General features: G+C 36.1%; 13 protein-coding genes, 2 tRNA genes and 1 riboswitch. Of the genes, 5 read left to right on the top strand and 10 right to left on the bottom strand.

Annotated elements, in window-relative coordinates; all coding sequences use genetic code 11:
• Positions 1-13: 13 nt before the first annotated feature.
• The gene (locus KEM10_RS07210; RefSeq protein WP_212215303.1) at positions 14-1,636 is read right to left on the bottom strand and encodes a hypothetical protein; all 1,623 of its coding nucleotides are present in this window, start codon (positions 1,634-1,636) and stop codon (positions 14-16) included.
• A 414-nt stretch (positions 1,637-2,050) separates the two neighbouring features.
• Here KEM10_RS07210 and KEM10_RS07205 point away from each other — a divergent pair, with 414 nt between their 5' ends.
• Genes KEM10_RS07205 through KEM10_RS07195 form a run of 3 tightly spaced genes read left to right on the top strand, consistent with a single transcriptional unit; the run spans position 2,051 to position 6,024 of the window.
• On the top strand, positions 2,051-5,050 hold the full coding sequence (locus tag KEM10_RS07205; protein ID WP_212215302.1) for an AsmA family protein: 3,000 nt from the start codon (positions 2,051-2,053) through the stop codon (positions 5,048-5,050).
• Between the two features lie 2 nt (positions 5,051-5,052).
• Positions 5,053-5,685 (top strand): DsbA family protein, encoded by a 633-nt coding sequence (locus KEM10_RS07200; RefSeq protein WP_212215301.1) that lies wholly within the window; start codon positions 5,053-5,055, stop codon positions 5,683-5,685.
• A 12-nt stretch (positions 5,686-5,697) separates the two neighbouring features.
• Positions 5,698-6,024, top strand: coding sequence for a hypothetical protein (locus KEM10_RS07195; protein WP_212215300.1), 327 nt, complete (start codon positions 5,698-5,700; stop codon positions 6,022-6,024).
• A 156-nt stretch (positions 6,025-6,180) separates the two neighbouring features.
• On the opposite strand, the gene KEM10_RS07190 is transcribed toward KEM10_RS07195, so the two are convergent.
• The 3 genes from KEM10_RS07190 to amrB form a co-directional block, all read right to left on the bottom strand.
• Positions 6,181-7,272: a MaoC family dehydratase gene (locus tag KEM10_RS07190; protein ID WP_212215299.1), complete on the bottom strand. Its 1,092-nt coding sequence runs from the start codon at positions 7,270-7,272 to the stop codon at positions 6,181-6,183.
• Between the two features lie 211 nt (positions 7,273-7,483).
• Positions 7,484-8,491 (bottom strand): AmmeMemoRadiSam system radical SAM enzyme, encoded by a 1,008-nt coding sequence (gene amrS / locus KEM10_RS07185; RefSeq protein ID WP_212215298.1) that lies wholly within the window; start codon positions 8,489-8,491, stop codon positions 7,484-7,486.
• A gap of 1 nt (position 8,492) precedes the next feature.
• On the bottom strand, positions 8,493-9,914 hold the full coding sequence (gene amrB, locus KEM10_RS07180) for an AmmeMemoRadiSam system protein B (protein WP_212215297.1): 1,422 nt from the start codon (positions 9,912-9,914) through the stop codon (positions 8,493-8,495).
• Between the two features lie 213 nt (positions 9,915-10,127).
• Between amrB and KEM10_RS07175 the strand changes: the two genes are divergently transcribed.
• Positions 10,128-10,200: transfer RNA gene (locus KEM10_RS07175), tRNA-Lys, on the top strand.
• 53 nt (positions 10,201-10,253) lie between these two features.
• Positions 10,254-10,326, top strand: a tRNA-Lys gene (locus KEM10_RS07170).
• An 813-nt stretch (positions 10,327-11,139) separates the two neighbouring features.
• On the opposite strand, the gene KEM10_RS07165 is transcribed toward KEM10_RS07170, so the two are convergent.
• From KEM10_RS07165 to nrdD, 6 genes are all read right to left on the bottom strand, one after another.
• A complete protein-coding gene (locus KEM10_RS07165) occupies positions 11,140-11,655 on the bottom strand; it encodes a biotin/lipoyl-containing protein (protein ID WP_212215296.1) in 516 nt (171 codons plus the stop codon).
• Positions 11,656-11,658: 3 nt separating this feature from the next.
• On the bottom strand, positions 11,659-13,149 hold the full coding sequence (locus KEM10_RS07160) for an acetyl-CoA carboxylase biotin carboxylase subunit (RefSeq protein WP_244825615.1): 1,491 nt from the start codon (positions 13,147-13,149) through the stop codon (positions 11,659-11,661).
• Between the two features lie 11 nt (positions 13,150-13,160).
• A complete protein-coding gene (locus tag KEM10_RS07155; RefSeq protein ID WP_212215295.1) occupies positions 13,161-14,696 on the bottom strand; it encodes an acyl-CoA carboxylase subunit beta in 1,536 nt (511 codons plus the stop codon).
• Between the two features lie 90 nt (positions 14,697-14,786).
• On the bottom strand, positions 14,787-16,445 hold the full coding sequence (locus tag KEM10_RS07150; protein ID WP_212215294.1) for a putative transporter: 1,659 nt from the start codon (positions 16,443-16,445) through the stop codon (positions 14,787-14,789).
• 424 nt (positions 16,446-16,869) lie between these two features.
• Positions 16,870-17,070, bottom strand: a riboswitch (cobalamin riboswitch).
• Between the two features lie 149 nt (positions 17,071-17,219).
• On the bottom strand, positions 17,220-17,735 hold the full coding sequence (gene nrdG / locus KEM10_RS07145; protein WP_212215293.1) for an anaerobic ribonucleoside-triphosphate reductase activating protein: 516 nt from the start codon (positions 17,733-17,735) through the stop codon (positions 17,220-17,222).
• Positions 17,713-19,803, bottom strand: coding sequence for an anaerobic ribonucleoside-triphosphate reductase (nrdD, locus tag KEM10_RS07140; protein WP_212215292.1), 2,091 nt, complete (start codon positions 19,801-19,803; stop codon positions 17,713-17,715). Before nrdD ends, nrdG begins: the two co-directional genes overlap by 23 nt.
• Positions 19,804-19,839 lie beyond the last annotated feature (36 nt).

The following is a 19,839-nucleotide window of genomic DNA, read 5'->3' as shown; positions in this document are numbered from 1 at the left end:
CCTCCAGGTTATTTTAGAAGTTGTTATAGATACTTTTTATTGAAGTCCTGACACCAAAATAAAAGTGTTGGGTTTCTTCAATATATAAGTCATTTGTGAGTTTACGTAAGCGAGCTCCAGCCACAATATTGAACATATTTCGAGGATTAATTAAAAAGCTAACATTAAAATCAGCATTGTAAACATAAGTTTTTAATCCCTGACCAATTACATGTCCATACTCAATATACCTTCCGTTTTCGTCCTTGGGTCTATTGTTACTTCCCACAATCACATTTTTACCCCAGCTTACTCCATCGCCATAATCCTCACCATACATAGTTGTCATTAATTCAGCTTTAAACATCCAACGACGGTGACGATATTTTATTAATCCAAAACCTTCTCGAAAGTTTGCTCCCAATATGTGAGCCAATGGTTGCTGATAATGCGAGTTAGAATAAACACCTGTATAATGCGAATACAAATACGGACGCGCCTGATTATATTCGGCCTGCACGTCCAATTTTTTAATACCAAATAAATCAAAGGTCTTAAATCCAAGCTGAAACCCATTTTTGTTCGCCCACCATTTAGTCCCACCAAACACTTCATCGGCTTTAAATTCACCTAACACAAACTGACCGTAAAAAGTCAGCCACTTGGCTGCAATGTATTTGGCATTAAAACCCAATGTTATATTATCCGGCGAGCCTAAAGCATACTCAACAGGTCGCATAAAAGCCACCGGATTAAGATAATGCCAGTCAAATCCTCTATAACCAGTAGTGTCCTGTTCGGCATATACAACACTGGCAAAGAAACCTAAGCTTGCTCGTTTACCTATATTAAAATCAAGATACTGGAACACTCCATACTTACCCGGAAATCTATAGTCATTGGGCACCTTTGTTTCGTCGTATTCCAACATTTTGTTGTACAAAACGGTGTATTTAATCTTCCAAAAGTCAGCTGTTAGTTTTACGTAAGGATAGCTGAATGCCACATCTGACAATAACATCGAACGGTGTCCATCTCCAAAAAAATGCTTACCATTTCCTAATTGCAGACTAAAGTATTTGGCAAAATCAAATGCTATGTACGCTGTTACATTTGCAAAGTCATGACCATTTTCACCATAATTCTTGCGCTTACCCCAGCCTGGCATAACATTGTACTCATTGGCGAAGTCATCTATATAATTCGGAACTACTGATTGAGTTTCTAGAAAATCGGTATAAAAATGAAGGTGTTTGCCAATATTTCCTTCTATAAATAATCCTCGAGTATTCGAATAGGTTGTTTTACCTTCAATATTTTCTTTTCCATATTCGAAATTAAATAATGGATTAATTACAATATGAATATCATCCTTCTTTAATTGAATCAAATCATCATTGAATATACGTTTCCAGAAGTTCAAATTACCCGAAGGAACTCTTAAACCATCGTACAAAACAGAGTCGGTATTAAACATTTTATTCAACTCATCCATCCGATATTGCCTAACTGAAGAATGAAAATTATTACCCGGCTGGTAAACGTATCGTTCAAAAGGAGAGTATTGATAATCTTCGTAATGGCTTTGCAACTGAGCAAATGAATGAATACTCATTAACAAAACTACAACAAGACATACATACTTAAGCTTCATCATAAAACTTTGGATTGAAATACGAATATAACAAAAAGAGTTAAGCTTGCTATACGCCTTAATTAGTCTAGGGTTTCAAAGAAGAGGCAATAAAAAAACCACTATCTATAGTGGTAAAAAGGGATGAAAAGCTTTTGCATCTCTCGTTATCCATTAAATGGCCTAACTTTGCCAGGATCCTCGTACCCTTATTATAGCGAGGCGCACTAGCTTTTCGCTCCCAACCTGCTTACGCAGCCTACATCCTAGGACAAAAGTAAATTACAAAAACAATGCTTCTATGTCAAGAAATACGGATAATTTCTTATTACCAAAGAAGAAAAATAAACTAATTTTGCCGCTTACATAGTATCGATTTCCGACATATTTGCGTATTTTACTGATTACACTTTACTCAAACTCATCAAATTAAAATAGATGAAACTCTTTTTGAAAACCATAAAATATCTAGGAATTATATTTTTTGCTTTGATAATTACCTTGATTTTGATAGCCGAATTTGCAGAAAAGCCAATTTCAAAAATTGCGATTAACCAGATTAATGAATCGTTAGGAGCGGATTTAATTGTTGAGAACATAGAGTTTTCGCTGTTAAAGGATTTTCCTAATGCTCAACTTCAGTTACAGAATGTACAATTAAAAAGTGATTCGACTGGATTGAACGATATTTTGGTTTTAAAGGACCTCTATGTAGTGGCTGAAATGATTCCTTTACTTAATAGTGAGGTCAACATTATTGAGGTTAGATTAGAAAAGGGAATTGCTAACTATCAAGTTTATAAAAACCAGAAATCAAATATTGATTTTTTAATTCCGAAATCAGAAGAAGAAGTTGAAACAGACACCTCTTCCACTCCATTAGATATTTCAGCACCATTGATTAAAATATCCGGAGTTGAGCTACATTACAAAGATGAATATGAGAACATAACAGCAACTGTAATGCTAAATGCTTTATCTTCTGTTTTTTTGAAAGAGCAAACCGGAATATCTGCTAATGTTGAAGGAACTGTTACCCTTAGCAAGGTTAACTACCCTAATACAAAAATAAATCTGATGGATAAAACACAGATGGATGTGAAAGCTAGATTTTTAAACGACACACTTCATCTTGAAAAAGCTCTATTACAAAGCGATGGCATTCAAATAAGTACCTCAGGATGGATTGGAGTGAAAGAAAAGTTCCCTTCCGATTTAAAAATATCTGATGCCCAGTTTAATTTGAAGGAACTTAGTAAATACATCCCTGACTCTTTAATTAACGATTATCAACTATTGATAAATGGTGGACTAATTTCAGCTGAAGCATATATAAATGGTGATTTATTAGACACTATTATGCTACCACAAATTACAACAACAATCAATTTTAAGGACGTAGAATTATCCGCGATGGATTATCCTGCAATAAAAAAGTTTAGTTCTGAGTTTACTTTTACTAATGGAGAACAAAGAACCATGGCATCGTCGGGTGTTGACATTAAAAAATTACAGTTGTACACCAAGCACAGTAGCATAAAGGCCAATGTCAATATTTTTAATCTCGATAGGCCTGAATATTCTTTAAGTGCTGATGCTGATATTCTGTTGGATGAATTCAACCACCTTATTCCAAAAGATTTAAAAACAATGCTTGGCGGAAGAATTAATGCGAATGTGAACCATAATGGAACTCTTCCGGATTCTGTTACAATGGACTACATTAATACTGTTTTAAATCATAGTTCAACCAACCTGCTTTTTACTGATCTTTCAGTTAAAATGGATTCAATTATCAACCTTAAAAACTTAAATGGTAGTGCATTTTATCAGAATCAAGGTTTTGATCTTACTAATTTAAGTTGCCAACTACCTGATTATAACCTATCCATTTTGCCATCCAATGTTAAAGGAAAATACATTGGAAGTATTTCAGATATTGATCATTTGGCAGTTTCAATTGATACCTTTGACCTAAAAGCAAACAGTAGTTTGTTAACAGGAACAGCTTATTTAAAAAACGGCACCAAACCATATTACAAAACAAAAACAAAAGCAGTTATAAACCTTACCGACTGGAGTGCATTTATTCCTGACACTTTAATATCTAATTACAGCGGCCAACTAATTACTGATTTTGTGTCAGCCGGAGCTATAAACATGGACTCCATCACTGATGATGCCATGAGGATATTATTTAAGGAAAGTGAACTTCAACTAACCAGTAAAGATATCACTCTATATACACCTGATCATTTATATCAAATTGATGCTTTTAATGGTGAAATATACATGAACAATGATTCTATTTCATTAGAAAATATTAGTGGTAGCTTTAATAAAATCAATTTCTCTGCTGACTCAACCAGTATTATTAATGCTTACAATAGTGTTCTTCTAAATCAGAAAGATACAGTTAAAATATTGGGATTTGTTCATCTGGGCAATATTGATTATGCCGAGTTGGAAAAATTAATACCTGCTACAGATACAAGTGAAATAGCCTTAACTGACACTATTCCAGCTGAACCAACTAATTACTCATTTGATATTAGAGGTAAGTTCGCTATTGACCGTTTTGAATACGATAACGCAGTGATTGAAAACATTAGTAGTTTGTACAAGTTAACAGATAATGAATATGTAATAGATCAATTTAAATTTGATGCTTTTAAAGGACATGCTAACACATCAGTCAAGGTAAAAATGCATGATAATAGCAGAAAAATTTACTTTAAAAACAGCACTCATAGTCTTGACATCAATCAATTGTTAGTTGACTTTGATGACTTTAAAGAATACGGAAATGATAACTACATCAATCACGATCAATTAAGTGGAACATTCAGTACGGATAACTTAAATGGTTATCTCCTGTTTAAAGGAGATTCAATGGTTGTAGATTCAACTATGATGAGTGCTGACTTATTGCTTGAAGATGGTTTATTGGATAAATATCCGATTGCACAGGAAATGGGCCGCGATTATAAAATTGATGGCCTAGACAGTTTGCAGTTTAAAACCATCGACACTAAAATATTTATTTATTCAGGAGTTATTTATGCCCCACTTACCAACATCAAAACAAACACATTCGACATAAGTCTTTTTGGCAAACAAGCATTCGATCTTGATTGCCAATATCATTTACGCTTTTACCTAAAAGAGATTTTAAGAAGAGGAAAAACAGACCGAATAGAAAGAAAACAAGAAAAAGAGTCAAAAAAGAATAATGATTTCAAAGGCTCTAAAGGATTAACATCTCTATTTGCCATCTACAAAGTAGAAGATGGCAAAACAGTTAAAAGCACATTAGAAAAAGAAAGCTCAAAAGCTAGAACTGACATGAAAATTGATGTAAATTTAAAAGAAGCTATGCTAAAACTTCAATTTCATCCGTTAATTATAAAGTATTCAACGGGCATGGAGGAAGATTAAGAATGAAAAAGATACATCTAACTATTTCTGTAATAGCTATAGGCATTATTGCTTTAATTATCTTTTATTTTTTAAGTGATAATAAAAAGGGCGATACAGAACTCATTAACACCATCATCCAAATAAATGATAATGATATAATTTTAGGTAATCCTAATACAAAAGCAACTATTGTTTTATACTTTGATTATAACTGTAAATATTGTAACAAGTTCTTTGAGAATGTTTATCCTGAATTAAAATCAAACTTTCTAGATAAGAATTTGGCAACACTGATATTAAGACCTGTATGTAAATCAAATGACATTGCTGCTACAAAGGCATATCAAACAGTAATATGCATTAATAAATTTGGACAGTTTAATAAGTTACATCGATTGCTTTTACACGAACCAAAAATAATATACACTAAACATTTTCAACAACTTATTGACGATTACATCAACACAAATGCCAATGTTGCAGAGTGCATTTTAAATTCAGATGATGAAGCTATTAAAAAAAATATTTTCCAATTCCAGCAGCTTAAGACAAAAGGAACTCCTACCTTTGTAATTAACAATAAAAAAATAATAGGATACAAAAACTACTCTTTCTTTGAAGAAGAGCTAAAAAATATAATTAAAGAATACTAAAAATAATTAGCTATGAAACTACAAATCAAATTATCAGCCTACTTAATTATGAGTTTATTCGCTTTTTCGACCTATAGTTGCAGTGAAGATGATCCGGAATCCTGTAAAACACCAGATCAGGACATCGGTACTTGTTCGGCAGATGATATTACGGTTTGCTGCGACGATGAAGGTTCGTGCTATTACATCTACCAAGGAACAAACTATGACGATGTTACTGATATTGCAACAGTTTGTGCATCAGCCAGCACAATAGATATTAACTCCATTAAAATACAGCTGGATGCTTTTACTTCTCAATTAATAGACGAAGCTCGTTCTGCAGCTATTTGCAAATAAAACAGAATAGGTAGGGGAATTTATATCCCCTGCTTTTTTGTATACTTTACATTTGTGATTATCAACCTGTAATTACCTACAGCATTAAGATGATCTGATAAATGTAAAGGGGCCGCTTGTAGTCTTTTTGTTTATAAAAGAGGTAATACAGCACTCCTACTCAACCTTTCTCAACACTTTCCACTCAGCAACACAACAGATAATTCCGTGTAGTGATGGACATTTTTCCTCTAATATTTTCTCTACTTCAGAGGGACGCTGAACATCGTCAAATAATTCTTTAGGAAAAGAGATATCTCCTAAATCCATTTCTGTATCGATATTTCTTACACCAAAGGTTAAAAGCACTAATTCTTCGAAACCGGGCATTAATTGCACCACTTCTTTCACAAAACTAAATGCTCCAATTCTATCTTCGGCAACAACAGGCACAACATGAAACGCTCTGACAATTTCTGGCGAGAGTAATTGACGAAATTCTCTGCTGGCAATACTTAAAACCATTGATACAACTATACCTCCAGATACAACTATCTCACCCGGTTTATACCTTTGGTAATTATAATGAATAGGGTGTGTATTTTTAAAGTAAGTTGCCCAATAAAGGTTTTCACTCTTTCCTACTGGCCTTACAAAAGGATGCAAGAGTAAATCTCCGTGTTCAAAATCACTAATCTTATTTCGTAATTCAATTCCTCGAACGCGAGCTAATATTTTTTCTTTAAAATGATGATTCTTAAAATTACTCTTACCTTCTATCCCACTGCCACATCCTTCAATAAAAGGAAATAAAGTCACTCTATCCAAAGAAAACACAGGTTCACCCTTTTGATTGGACAGTACATGTTCCGATACTATAATAGAATACCTGTTATTAGAAGTAGGCTGAACAGATTTAATGGTAATCTCGCATGTTAAGGTGTCACCAGCAAAAGCAGGATTTAAGTACAAGGCATTTCTTATCTCAAGATGCAAGAGACTTGAATGAGCAAAGTCCTCGACCCCCAAACTTAATGTCAGATTTAATAGAAACCCATAGGGAAGAAATAATTCATGAAACCCCAGAATACCAGCAAATTCACGACTATTCTCAGTATAAGATGAGGTTGGCATAAAACCACTCCATAAGCTATGAATCGATTCATCTACCGTAATATTAAACTGACTAATAATCTCCTGACCTACAGCAACCTTACTCAGATCAAGACCATAATTAACTTTTTTATTGGGTCTGATATAATCTTGCATTAAATCCTTTTTATTATGTACAAAAATAGGGTAATTCTTGCCAAATCAAACACTCACATCCTACTTAGAACATTATTTTTCAACTCCCCTTTCAATTATGCACAAATAAATCTATTTTAAATTTCAATTTTAAAGCAAAACGAACCATAAAGTGTATTTTTCTTTATTATCCCCCTAATTTAAATACCCCTTCTTACAATTTCTACACTTTTCATTCATTCCAAACACCAACAATCGTTTCATTACAATTTACACAAACTCCATTTTCACTCAAACCTATCAAACTAACTCCTTTGAATCGTTTAATCAACAATTCTCCGCATTTAAAACAGAAAGTACTAGTATAATCGTGGCCATAAACATTCCCTATATACACATACTTTAATCCATTCTCTTTTGCAATCATTTTTGCCTCCTGTAATGTTGATTCAGGTGTAATATGCAATGAATTTAATTTATATGCTGGGGTAAAACGATTAAAATGTAAAGGAACATCGTTAAATCCTTCTGAAGCCAACCAGCTACACATTTTACGTATCATCTCCATATCATCTGTCCAACCTGGAATAATTAGATTGGTAATTTCAAGCCATACATTTGATTGCTTTAAATTCTTTAATGCTTGCAGAACTGGCTTAAGCGTTGCTCCATTCAACTTTCGATACAACTGATCATCAAAACATTTTAAATCAATATTGGCCGCATCTATAAAAGGTATGAGCTCTTTCAATGGTTTTGTATTTAAATAACCCGATGATATTAATACATTTTTTAATCCATGTGTCTGTGCTACTCTGGCCATATCAATCATATACTCATAAAAAACAACCGGATCGGTGTAGGTATATGCAATACTTTTACAATCTGTATCAACAGCCATTTTAACCACACCTTCAGGATGCAAATACTCATCTGGCTTAATATCTATGCCTCTCTGAGATATTTGCCAGTTTTGACAATTCAAACAAGATAACACACAACCATTAGTACTTATTGAAAACGATTTACTCCCAGGATGAAAGTGGTAAAGAGGTTTCTTTTCGATAGGATCAACATGAAGTGCAGACACATTACCGTATGATTCTGAAATAAGCTTACCTTCTACATTTCTCCGAACCTGACATTTTCCTCTTTGCCCATTGGATAAAGTACAGGCATGAGGACATAGCAAACAAGTCACTTCTTTGTTTCGGGATACATAATACTCAGCTTCTTTCATCTTACATACTTTTTTCGTGGTTATCAGAAAAAACTATCGTATCATAAATAAACACCTCAGCATCTTTTAATTCTTGCTCAGACATCCCAGCTTTTTTCATAGCACAATTCAAAACAAATTGTTTAGCATCCCATCCATTTCGCATGGCGACTAAAGGTAAAAAGGTACCCGTTTTAAAACCTTTGCGCAGATAAATTCCATGTTTACCTATTTGTATTGCGTCAATAGAGTTAATCATCTTCAACGGTCCAAGCACCGAAATTTCCAATGAAAGATGATTCAGTTCTTTTTCTGTGATCACCTTAAAGCGATAATCATGCATGGCAGCATCAACGGCAAGTTTTCTTACTAATTCTTTAAGTTTTCGATTTGGCTGAAATGTACCTATACAACCACGTAGCTTTCCCTTAACGTAAACTGACACAAATGCACCCCTATATTTTTCGATACCCTCATGCGAATAGTCCGGCACTGAATAATCTTGATCAAAATATTGATAAATACTTTGCCTTGCTATTTCCAACAAATATTCTCTTGCTTCATCATTCATTTCTAAATCTTCCTTTGTCACCAATGCAAATGATTGATAACCTACCACCCGTTGATGATTATGAGATAATTTATCTCCTGAATTTTGATAAAGCAATGGAACATATTCAAATCCTTCTTTATCTTCTACAATAAACTGCAATAAAAGAACAGATGACCAACCACACAATCCGGTAACCAATCCGGGTATATTTCTTTCTTTTAGCCTTTGTAAATGCTCAAATAATAATTCGGGATTGTTCTTTGATATCATCTCAGCCGTCAAAGCATCCTCTTTTACTGCATCATTATAATCAGGATAATGTGAAAAATCTGTACTGATAATAAACAAGTTATTTTCTGTAAATAATGGTTTTACAGCTTTTGTAATTTCTTTTATTTCCGCCACACTATCACTACCCATTACCATAGGTAATATCGTCAAATCATTGTTCAAATATTTTTGTAAAAAAGGAAGTTGTACTTCCAGGCAATGCTCTTGTTTATGCACCTCTGGAATGTTTACAATGTATTTTGAATTAGCAATTAATTCTTTTGCGAGTTCAACATCCACTTTCACCTTTCCTAACGGGGTTTCATAAAAGTTTTGCAGGTTAACAGACACTCCATTAAACCGGTTGTGATGACTGGAACCTATTAAAACAATCCTATCATATTGAGCATCCTGATCTAATTGAGCATAGGCAGATGCAGCCACTTGTCCGGAATAAACATATCCTGCATGAGGAACAATCAGTGCTCTTATAGTGTTGCTCTCAACTGATTTTTTGGGTACTTGATTTATCAGTGCTTCAATTGACTTTTCCAATTCATCAGCATTGGCGCTATAAAACATTCCCGCTACCGATGCTTTTCGAATATCTAATCTTTCCATATCAATGCGGTTCTTCATTAAAGATACAAAGAATATAGCGCAAATAAGATTTTTTAACATCCTCAAATGTACTCCTGAAACACAATTAGATAAGACACATATATCCCATAAAAACCAACCAAAGCAAGTAATTCAGCAAAGTTTTTTTGTAGTAGAATTTGGAATAAAAAGAAAAGCGCGTATCTTTGCACCGCAATTGAGAAAAACAAGGATGATTCAGTAGCTCAGCTGGTAGAGCACATCCCTTTTAAGGATGGGGTCCTGGGTTCGAACCCCAGCTGAATCACTCAAACCAACAAGCGATTAAAATAAAGTTTTAATCGTTTTTTTATCAGCGTTGATTCAGTAGCTCAGCTGGTAGAGCACATCCCTTTTAAGGATGGGGTCCTGGGTTCGAACCCCAGCTGAATCACAGCTTACAAGCGATCAAAACAATGTTTTGGTCGCTTTTTTTATTCCTCTTCTGTCCTTTTTAAAAAAATTTGGGTTCAGATGAAAAAACCTAATTGTTCGATATCATAAAAACGGAAACATTAGCAGTATTACTATTTATTACATACTATTCGAAAAAAACCTTTACGACTGCTTTTTATTTTTCATATGCTTTTTAACGAAAGAAAGCGTTTACTTTTTTGTAGTTAAGTGCTTTTATTCATCAAAAAGCATGGCGTCAAAACTTTTACCAACCGTTTGTAACAACAAAAACACCTCGTCATCATTTTTTTATCGGATTTTGAGATATATTCTGTAAATCTTTAAATTTTTCCCGAAGCCTTGCTCAATTCGGCAGATGAGTTCTGTAGTAGTTGGACTTTTGTTTTATTTGACTGCTAAAAAAGAAATTCCGAATGATCGGAACGCGGCTTGAGCGAAGAATGCTATTATTCTTTTTTACAGAAAAACCTGCAATCTTTATTGATTACAGGTTCTTATTTAAATGGATTATGGCAGATCCTAATTTGAATTTATTTTCTCATGCGAATCAATAGTTCAAATTGTTTTATAGCAAAGTTCAACCCACTTTCGGGGTTGTATCATTAGTCAAATAGCCACCCCGCGCTCCGCACAAGGCTATTATTGTTAATGTCCTTTGGACATTTTAAAATCCTGAAAGGATTTTATATAAATAGCCACGGGTGGAACCCGTGGAATATGAACGTATTATAAAAGGAACCCCAAAGTGGGTTCAACTGTTGATTCGCATTTCTCCTTAAAATGATCCATACTATTTTTTTACTTTCGGATCAATCTCAATCATTATCTGATCTTTCAGTACATTATCACCCGATTTTATATGAATTTGACTCACAACCCCGTCAATGGGTGAAACTATCTCATTTTGCATCTTCATGGCTTCTAAAATCAATAGAACCTCTCCTTTCTGGACAGCTTGATTCTTTTCAACCATCACATCGCAAATCACCCCTGGAAGCATGGCATTAATAGCCACTTTACTAACCAAATTCTTTTTGGCGATTTTCTTCATTCGTTTAAATGATTTTTCTGTTTCGATAGTAAAATTGTAAGTATTACCGTTTAATAATACCGTACACTGATTTTGCTTTAAACGAACTATTTCACCTGTAAAAGTGTGATTATTTAACTCCACCTCAAACTCATTATTCTCGTTTCGGATAATTTGAGGAATCGCATTTTTTTTATTGATTTTAACAATCTGATTATTGGCAACATCAAGCGAAGTTGCTTTGCCGTTAACCAATATGTATTTTGTAGCTTTCATGGCTTAATGTGATTTAAGATTTTGTTTTAAAAACCAGGCATTTGTTGATGTTTCAACCGACTGTGTTTCTTCCAGCTTACTTACCTCCTGTAGATATGCTGTGAGTGCAATACATGCTGCTACCTCCTGATCATCTTTATGCTGATAGTGCAACTGATCCATTTGGGTTTCAATAAAATCAGTATAGTAATTACCTTCTAAAAACGAAGGAATTGTCAGCACTTTACGAAAGAATGGCAACGTTGTTTTCAAACCTTTTACACGTAAATTTTTTAAAACTTCACCGGCTTTTTTCAGCATTTTAGCCCTGTCATCTCCATGAACAATTGCCTTAGCTAACATGGAATCAAAACAAGCCGGAACCACTTTGCCTGCTACATAACCCGTATCGAAACGTAATGAATTGGATTCAGGAACTGTAATATCTTCAATAATACCGGTACATGGCGCAAAATCAGCCTGCACATCTTCAGCATTTATTCTGAATTCGATGGCACTTCCGTTTATTTTAATATCCTCTTGTTTGATGTCTAATTCACCGCCTGAAGCAATTATAATTTGCTGCTCAACAATATCAATGCCGGTGATTGCCTCGGTAACCGGATGCTCCACCTGAATCCGTGTATTCATCTCCATGAAATACACATTGTTTTCAACATCCAACAAAAACTCAACTGTACCTGCATTAAAGTAACCGGTTTGCTTGCATAAATTAACTGCATAAGTACAGATGGTTTCCCTAAGGTCGGGCGACAAGGCTGGTGACGGAGCCTCTTCCATCAATTTCTGGTGCTTACGCTGAATGCTGCACTCTCTCTCAAAAAGATGAACAACATTTCCGTGCTTATCAGCCAAAACCTGCACCTCAATATGTCGCGGACGGGCAATGAACTTTTCAATAAAAACAGCACCGTTACCAAATACCGACCGTGCTTCATTCATTGCAGCACGAAGCATTTTGGGCAACATCTCTTCGTTTTCAACCACACGCATTCCTTTACCACCACCTCCGGCTACAGCTTTCACCATTATCGGATAGCCAATATTGGCGACCACTTCCAGAGCTTCTTCCTCTGTATTGATTAATCCTTTACTTCCCTCAGGAACAGGTATACCACACGATTTAGCTGTTTCGCGCGCCACACCTTTATTTCCCATCTTTTCAATATGCTGATGCGATGGACCAATAAAAATAATTCCCCTAGTCTCACACTCTTTCGGAAGAAATGGATTTTCGGATAAAAAACCATAACCCGGATGGATAGCATCAATTTTATTATCGACTGCGGCATCCACAATTTTTTCAACACTAAGAAAAATGTTGGTAAACGTGTCGCCCGACACATCAATTACCTCATCGGCAAAAGACAAATAATGGGCATTAGGCTCCTGATGCGTCAGGAACATATAAGAGCGGATACCCATTTTGCGGGCAGTCTGTGCTATGCGGATGGCTATCTCTCCGCGGTTGGCTATTAATATTGATTTAATCATGATTTCTTCTTTTACATTGGAAAATTTCCGTGTTTGCGCGGCGATTTCGGCTCGAATTTATTCTCAAGCAACGAAAAAGCAGAGATCAGTACCTCACGTGTTTTTGAAGGTTCAATCACCTCATCAACATATCCTTTTTCTTCAGCTATAAACGGATTGGCAATGTTATTTTTATAATCATCCACCAACTGACGCTTCAACTCTTCCGGCTCTTCAGCCTCGCTCAATTCTTTTCGGTTTAATATTTTAATGGCACCCTCAGGCCCCATTACTGCAATTTCTGCCGACGGCCATGCAAAATTCATATCGCCACCCATATTTTTGCTGTTCATCACAATATAAGCTCCACCGTATGCTTTTCTTACAATTACCGTAATTTTCGGCACTGTAGCTTCTGCAAAAGCATACAAAAGCTTTGCTCCGTGCATAATAATTGCATTGTGTTCCTGATTTTTACCAGGCATAAAACCAGGCACATCTTCCAATACCAAAACAGGAATATTGAAAGCATCACAAAAACGCACAAAACGGGCTGCTTTACGTGAAGCATTGATATCTAAAGTACCTGCCATCACCTTTGGCTGATTAGCAATAATACCCACCACTTTTCGGTTTAAACGTGCAAAACCTGTAATGATATTTTGTGCATGATTTTCAGCCACTTCAAAAAAGGAATCAACATCAACAATACGTTCGATGATATCAATCATATCGTATGGTTTGCTTGAATCTTCGGGCAACACATATGAAATATTTTCAGAGTTGCGCGGCTGTATATCATCCCAGTTTAAAACAGGTGGCTGCTCTAAATGATTGGATGGCAAATACGAAAGCAATTTTTTAACTCCCAAAAGACAATGTTCTTCATCATTATACACAAAATCAGTTACACCGGATGCCGAACCGTGTACTTCTGCACCACCCAAATCTTCAAACGAAATATCTTCGTTCAGCACTTCTTTTACCACTTGCGGACCGGTAACAAACATATGCGAAGTGTGCTTCACCATAAAGCGAAAATCGGTTAAGGCTGGTGAATAAACGGCACCTCCGGCAGCAGGCCCTAATATGACAGAAATTTGCGGAACAATTCCTGATGATTTTACATTATGATGGAAGATACCGGCATAACCGGCTAAACTGGCAACGCCTTCCTGAATACGAGCTCCTCCCGAGTCAATTAATCCAACAACCGGATGCCCCATGTTAGCAGCCAGCTCCTGCACTTTCTGAATTTTTTGTGCATGTACCAGACCTAATGATCCGCCCATGATATTAAAATCCTGAGCATAAACCATTACCTTACACCCATTAACAGTGCCATAACCACAGATAACGCCATCTCCGTATTTTTTTGCTTCAGTATTAGGTTTGATAAAAGCACCAATCTCATGAAAACTGCCTTCGTCAAATAAAAAGTCGATACGTTCACGAGCGGTTAGTTTGCCCTTATCGTGTTGCTTCTTATAATAATCACCTGTATATTGTTCGTTCAGCTTATCTTTTCTCTGATGAAAAACTTTATAAGCCTTTCTGTTTTCCTTCATGATTATTCTAATATTTAATTTCTAATTAATTACAATCTCTATTAACAGATCTAACCCGCAAAATAACGAATGGGTACAATGTTTTGTTTATCACACAAAAAACAGGACGAAAATCTGAGCAAATAAAATACGTAAAAACATAGTTAAGGGGTATACCATTGCGTAGGCACTTGACTGAATTTGACCGGGCGCAATAGAATTAGCAAACTCCAATGCGGGTGGATCAGTCATAGATCCGGATAGCACGCCACATATAGTGAGGTAATTGAGTTTCAGAAGTCGTCCCAAAATACCTACAATAAATAAAGGGACAAAAGTAATTATTGCGCTCAAAGCCATTATCCCTAAACCTCCATCGGTAAGTGTTTCCCAGAAATTTGCGCCAGAACCAATACCCACACATGCCAGAAAAAGGATGATACCCATCTCGCGAATATATTTATTGGCCCCCGGTGTCATATAAAAATTAAGTTTTCCGACCCGTCCTTTGTGCCCCAATAACAAAGCAATAACCAACGGCCCTCCGGCCAAACCTAACTTTGCAGGTGCCGGCAACCCCGGTATATAAACCGGAATACTTCCCAAAAGAATACCCAATAAAACACCAATAAAAAGCGGTAACAAATTTGGATGTGACAAACTATGCATTGAATTACCTATATAACAAGCCACTTCCTCCATTTTGTCGCGTGCACCAATTACGCGCAACGTATCACCAAATTCAACGCGTGTTGACTGACTGGCAACAATTTCTGTATCACCCCTGAAAATACGTGTGATACTGGCAGGAAACAAATCGGAAAACTGTGTTTCTTCAATGGTTTTACCCACCAAACTGCGGTTGGTAACAATAATCTGCCTCATAGCTAATGGTAGAGAGTGATTGAACTTTGGTGTTTTATTTACAGAACCAACACTCAATTCTAATTCTGAAAAAGCTTCTTCGTATGCCAATCCGTAAACCACATCATTTTTTCTCAACAATACATCTTTATCCGGCACCAGAAACTTACCACCACGAGCTATTCGCGAAAACACAAAACTATCGCCCAACGATTTCTTAAGAAAGGCAATACTTTTAGATTCCAAATTTGGATTTGAAACAGTGACATTGATAGCTATGGCTTTCTTAGCTTTTTCGCCTAACTCCTTCTGATTATTTACTATCTCATCATTAATTCTGACCCGAAAAACAAACCGAACCAAGTACATAACCAGAATAATTCCGACTACACCAAAAGGATACGATATAGCATAAGCCATACCCGTATTTTGTGCCAATGCATCACCATTGGCAAGCTGATCAGAAATAAGCGATTGAGCAGCTCCCAAACTGGGTGTATTAGTAACTGCTCCGCAAAGCATACCAACGGCAGCCGGCATATCAATATCAAAACCAATCTTAATTACAACAGCTGTTATAAAACCCAATATAATTATTGCTGACGCCAGCAAATTTAGCTTCAGTCCGTTATTTTGAAATGATGAAATAAAACGAGGACCAATTTCAATTCCAACCGAATAAACAAACAGGATCAACCCAAATTCTTTAATAAAATGCAATACATGCGGATTGAATGAAGCCCCCAAATGGCCAGCTAATAAGCCCATAAACAAAACACCTGCAATACCCAATTTTATCTTACCAAAAGGAATCTTTCCGATAAGTATTCCTAATATGCCAACAATTGAAAGGTTAAGCAAAGTAGCTCCGGTGCTTACTCCTTCAAAAAGATGTAAAAGTTTCATACGTGATTTTAAATTTAAAAAGGGGTTGCCTGAAACAACAAGAGTCTATGAACAAAACAACATGTTATTGAAAACATATAGCTTAACTCAAACAGGCACCCCTTACATTAGTATTAATTATGAAGTAGTTGCAGACAATTTTAATGTGACATTATATCACAATCAAACCCCATGTTTGACACAAAACTTTTCATCAAGATACTTTCCTGATAAGAGATACACTTGTATTGAAGAACGGAAACCTTCTGTTTAAACTGAGAAGCGTTAGAAGATAAGAAACAGCTGTCCTTACGCGTGGAAGCCAATGCTAATGTTTGCATATTACAATTATTAAAAAATGAAACAATAATATGCTATCGCAGACACTATGAGTACAGGAATATAATTAAGATCCGATACCTGCTTTATGTCGCGAAAGCAAATATCATTCAAATACAGTAAGACAGGTCTCCTGGCTTTCCCGACTTTTAGCACCTTCCCATCCGGTGTTTCCGAACAGTGGTTTCAACGCTAAAAGCACATACCGTATTAACGGCACGAGATTACAGTTGCGCGTCAGCCCATGATTTACACATGGTTCCCTATTAAACCCTTTTTACAGGGTATCTTAAAGTCAACATTTGAATGAACGAGCCGCAAATGTAGTAAAATTCTTTAATTCGCCAACCCAATTAATGTGAGCTCCGGCAGTTTGAGAATAATTACACCACAAGATTATCCTCTTATTAAGCACATAATCAAAGTAATAATCATGATACTTAAATACAGAATTTTTTATCTAATTGAATCAAAAGTTGAATCATATTGATGTTGCTGACCATGATTTTTCTTTTGAAATATACCGGTTTTATCAACTAGAGTTTCATTTATTACCTGATAAAACCGCTGATTAGTATCAGGGCTATCCAACCCTCCACAAACCTCTATATAAGGCCCAAGCTTTATATAATCGAAGTTGGTGAGCGAACCAAATTCCGAAAACTTCGGTTTGCCCGAGTACCAGGCTGTTTTCATTCGATTATCAGTTACTAACTTAATGTATTCGGCCAGATAATTCACCTGTTCAGGAGCATCATCACCCCCCATAAAACAAATGCAGGTCACGCCCGTTCCGTAACCGTTCACTAGCGAATCGATTACTTGCTTAGTTAAGGACTCACCAACATCGTTTTGAAGCCAGGGACTATGACATCCCCGGCATTTATTCGGACAATTGGCAATATTGATAGCCAACGTTAATTCGTTTGGCACCTCTTGAAATACAATATTATAACTGTGATACTTTAGCATAATGTCGTTGCGTTTCTTCCACTTGACGGGCTTGCGAAAAATTACTTACACGTTTCATATAACCAATTATACGGGTCAGATAATCGAGATTATGACTTTTACATTTAGGACATTCGCCCAGGTTGTTTTTATCGATATGACCACAATCGTTACATATAGTATTAGGGATATTAAAAGTAAAATAGTTACACCCTTCTTGTATGGCAATGCGTAACAATTGCTTGTACTGATCCTTACTTAAGTGCTCATCTAAATTCATATGCAAGGCCGATCCACCGGTTAAATGCTCGATGTACTTTTTACCATGCAAACGGAATTTATCTATCACATTGGTATTTTCATCTTCCACCACATAGAAGTAGCTATTATAACAATCGCGCTTCACCACATAGCCGTCTTCTTTGTCCCATTTAGCATGCTTCACACCCACATTTTCGGCAGGAATCATCTCACAATTAAACATTACATCTTTGGTGCGGTATTTTTTATTGTACGACTCAATCAGCCCCAAAACAGTTTGCACAAACTCAGTATACTTATCATTATCACTAATTTCGATACCTAAGAATTCAGCAGCTTCGACCAAACCATTTACTCCAATGGTAAGATACTGACGATCCATATTGATATATCCGGCATCGAACAAAGGTAACATCCCTTTTTCGAGCATATACTTCAGGTTTTCGTTATACGACTTTTGCACTTTATGAACCAGATCAACCACCTCTTCGAGAAAGAACAGGTAATGCGTATTTTGTCGCGAAGCATCCTGAATACATCTATTTAGGTTGATGGTTAGCACACTCTTCGATCCGGTTGAAACGCCTCCGGCACCCAAGGTATAACTAAATCCGTTATCAGTAATTTCGTTACGTAGGCGACAGCAACTACTCAGCGAGTCGGCATTGTCGCTCATATAGGTAAAAAACGAATGCCCTTCGGCGTACATTTCAGCTGTAAAATCGCCGTATTCGGTATCTTTCACATCACCATTATCGCTTAACAAAGCCATGGTTTCGACCGGAAAAGTCAACACATTTTTAGTACGTTCGGCATTGAACCATTTCATAAAACGCTTTTGCAACCAACTTAACGAATTCCAATGCGGTTTGCTTCCATTCGGAAAGATAAAATGCTCGAAAAGACTATCGAAGTAATACTTATCGTAATACGAAATATTCCAGAAAACAGCCTGAAAATTGCGGGCTCCGGTTGGTTGGTTGATAGAATAAACAATCTGCTCGAAGCAATCGGTTATGATTTTATCAATGGTACGTTGTTTGGCCGATAAATCAACCACTTTATCGGCATGTAAGTAATAATCGTCGCCATACTCTAAACCAACAAAGTAATTCATGTACATCAGGAATTCGGGTGTAGCACAGGCGCCGCTCAACATGCTCGAAACCATAAAAACCATGTTTATAAATCCACCACAAAACGATTTTAGATTGGTAGGCGCCTTTGAGTTACCACCTATCGACGAGGTACCACCAATTAACCATGGATACATAGTGATACTAGCACAATAGTTAGCCAGGCTGGTTTCGTCGTTTTTATAGATATAGTGTTGATTCAGTAAATCAACGTATCGATCCGATAATTCTTTGCCATACATCTCTTTAATACGATCGGTAAGCATACGACGATTCAAGCGTATGAAGTTCGATTTAGGCAACTCGCCAATTAAAGTGGTAATGTTTTTACTTTCGACATTGGCATTGGCATCGTATTTACTACCCGTAGCTGCGTTTTGCGCATTGCAATAATCCATTAAAAATTCCAGCTTATCAAGCACTTCTCGATCTTCTAAATGCTGTTGACGATACAACATATAAGCCTTGGCCACCGAATAATAACGCTCGGCCATCAGCGCCACTTCCACCTGATTTTGAATACCTTCAACAGTAATATCGTTGGTTATATTTACCCTGCATAAAATATTAGTAATCACCTCGTCGGTTGCAAAACTACCCACCGACAAAAAAGCCTTGCGCAAAGCGCTTTTTACTTTTTCGATCGAAAAAGCCTCTTTTTTCCCATCTCGTTTAATAATGTATGTTTCCATAGCTTATTGGTTTGAAAATAAATAATAAGGCTAAGC

This window comes from Carboxylicivirga linearis, assembly GCF_018271995.1.
Taxonomy (GTDB): Bacteria; Bacteroidota; Bacteroidia; order Bacteroidales; family Marinilabiliaceae; genus Carboxylicivirga; species Carboxylicivirga linearis.
Note: the sequence above shows the minus strand (reverse complement) of the source record. Positions and strands in the feature narration are given on the sequence as shown.